This is a genomic window from Treponema sp. R80B11-R83G3, from assembly GCF_054786115.1.
Window position 1 is genome coordinate 1 of the sequence record NZ_BDHF01000162.1, and the last position, 2,189, is coordinate 2,189.

At 42.6% G+C, this 2,189-nt stretch carries 2 protein-coding genes and 1 pseudogene; all 3 read left to right on the forward strand.

The features are described 5' to 3' along the window. Positions 1-635, forward strand: a 635-nt coding sequence (locus ACYVRH_RS12030; protein WP_461257149.1) for a fumarate hydratase, incomplete at its 5' end; no start/stop codon positions are given. Positions 636-651: 16 nt separating this feature from the next. After that, positions 652-1,218, forward strand: a pseudogene (locus ACYVRH_RS12035) (FumA C-terminus/TtdB family hydratase beta subunit); the annotation flags it as partial. A gap of 179 nt (positions 1,219-1,397) precedes the next feature. After that, positions 1,398-2,189: phospholipase D-like domain-containing protein (locus tag ACYVRH_RS12040; protein ID WP_461257150.1), on the forward strand; the 792-nt coding region annotated here is incomplete at its 3' end.

Below are 2,189 nucleotides of genomic sequence, written 5' to 3' on the forward strand. Positions count from 1 at the left end.
CGGCGGAAGCGATAATCGAAGCGGTACGCAGAGCGACCATAAGCGTCCCTTTAAGACCAAACGCAGTCAATTACTTTGACGAAAACAATACAGGCGACAATACAGGAGAGCGGTCTCCATGGATAGACTGGGAAATTATTCCCGGCTCTAAAGAGATGGAAATAACGCTGTACTTTTCTGGAGCGGGATGCAGTCTTCCCGCGCAAGCGAAAGTTTTTAAGCCGTCAGACGGACTAGAGGCGATTATTCCCTTTGTGTACGACATTGTGTCAGGACCGGGAATTAACGCCTGCCCTCCTCTGCTTGTTGGAATCGGACTTGGTCATAACATAGAAAACGCATCGGTACTTTCCAAAAAAGCAATTTTAAGACCACTAGGGATAAAACACCCTCACCCCAAAGGAGCGGAGCTTGAAAAACAGCTAACGGACGGTCTTAACAGTCTTGGCATGGGCGCTCAAGGATTAAGAGGCAATCAGGCGGTAATGGGAGTGCATATTGAATCGTCCGCAAGGCATACGGCGACAAGGGCATGCGCTGTAAATGTTTCGTGTTACACGCTAAGGCGCGGAATAATCCGCCTTAACAGCGATCTCTCTTACGAACTGACAGGTTTTAAGGGAGCGAAAATTTAATGGGAGAAAAGAGGTTTTTTTGAATACGGTTAATTTGCCTTTGACTAATGATGATATTCTCAAGTTTCATATTGGCGATGTAATTTATCTTGCCGGAACAATCGTTACTGGAAGGGACGAGGTTTACCATAGGGTTGTAGAAGAAAATATTATGCCGCCTGTAGACTTAAACGGAATGGCAATTTATCACGCCGGACCAATTGTAAAAAAAACCGGACAAAATCACGAGCTTGTTTCGATAGGACCGACTACTTCCATGCGTATGGAAAAATGGGCGGCTGATTTTATAAAAAAAACAGGCGTAAAAGTTATGATCGGCAAAGGCGGCATGGGAGAGAAAACAGCGTCCGCCTGCCGCCAGTTAGGTGCAATTCACTGCGTATACCCGGGCGGCTGCGCTGTGTTAGGTGCAACTCAAATAGAAAGCATAGAAAATCCCTACTGGGAAGAATTTGGTATGGCTGAATGTCTTTGGGTAATGAAGACCAAAGCGTTTGGTCCGCTGATTATCAGCATTGACGCGCATGGGGGGAATCTTTTTGCGGAGAATTCTTTGTTTTATGCTGGGAAGCGGAGAGATTGAGGATAGGGTATATTCAGGTTCTTTTGGGTATGATGTCGCGTTTAGGGTTGAGGGGTGATTATTCCGTATATTTTTAACCGATTCTTGAAGATAGAATATAAATTTTATCCTTTATAATACATCCCTAACGTACTTGCGATAAGCCCCATAAAGATATACCATATATTTAGAGGTACGCTTTGCCACATATTTTCGACAATATCAAAGGTGATAACCTTGCTACAGCCCTTAAAAAGACGCTTAATGGGGCAAAACGGGCTGATTTTTGCATAGGGTACTTTAATTTAAGAGGTTGGAACCTTCTAATCGACAGCGTTGAACAGTTGACTGGAAGCCAGCTTGACGCTCAATATGAAGATGACAATACCTATAAGGCTCGTGTTCTTATCGGTATGCAAAAAACTCCGCAAGACGAACTTGAAGAATATTTTTCGTTACACCCTGCACAGTTAGATAATGCAACCGTAAACGAAATAAAAAAAGCAAAGGTGGCGGAGTTTCGCAAACAACTAACCATAGGACTGCCAACAAATAAAGATGAGGTAACGCTTAAAAAACTGTCCCGCCAGTTACAAGAAGGAAAAGTAAAAGTTAAACTTCATCTTGCGTTTAACCTTCATGCAAAGTTATACATTGCATACTGTGAAAATTATAGTGTTCCAATAATCGGGTATTTAGGGAGCAGTAACCTTACCTTCTCAGGACTTTCAAAACAAGGTGAATTGAATACAGATATTACCGATTCGACTGCGGCAAAACAACTTGAAGAATGGTTTCAGGAGCGATGGGATGATCATTGGAGTATTGATATAACACTTGAGCTTGCCGACATAATCAATCAAAGTTGGGCATCGGAAACGCTTCAGAAGCCGTATTATGTTTATATGAAAATGGTTTATCATTTGTCGCAGGAAGCCCGTTATGGCATTGCCGAATTTCCAGTGCCAAAGGTTTTTAAAAATATTCTGTTA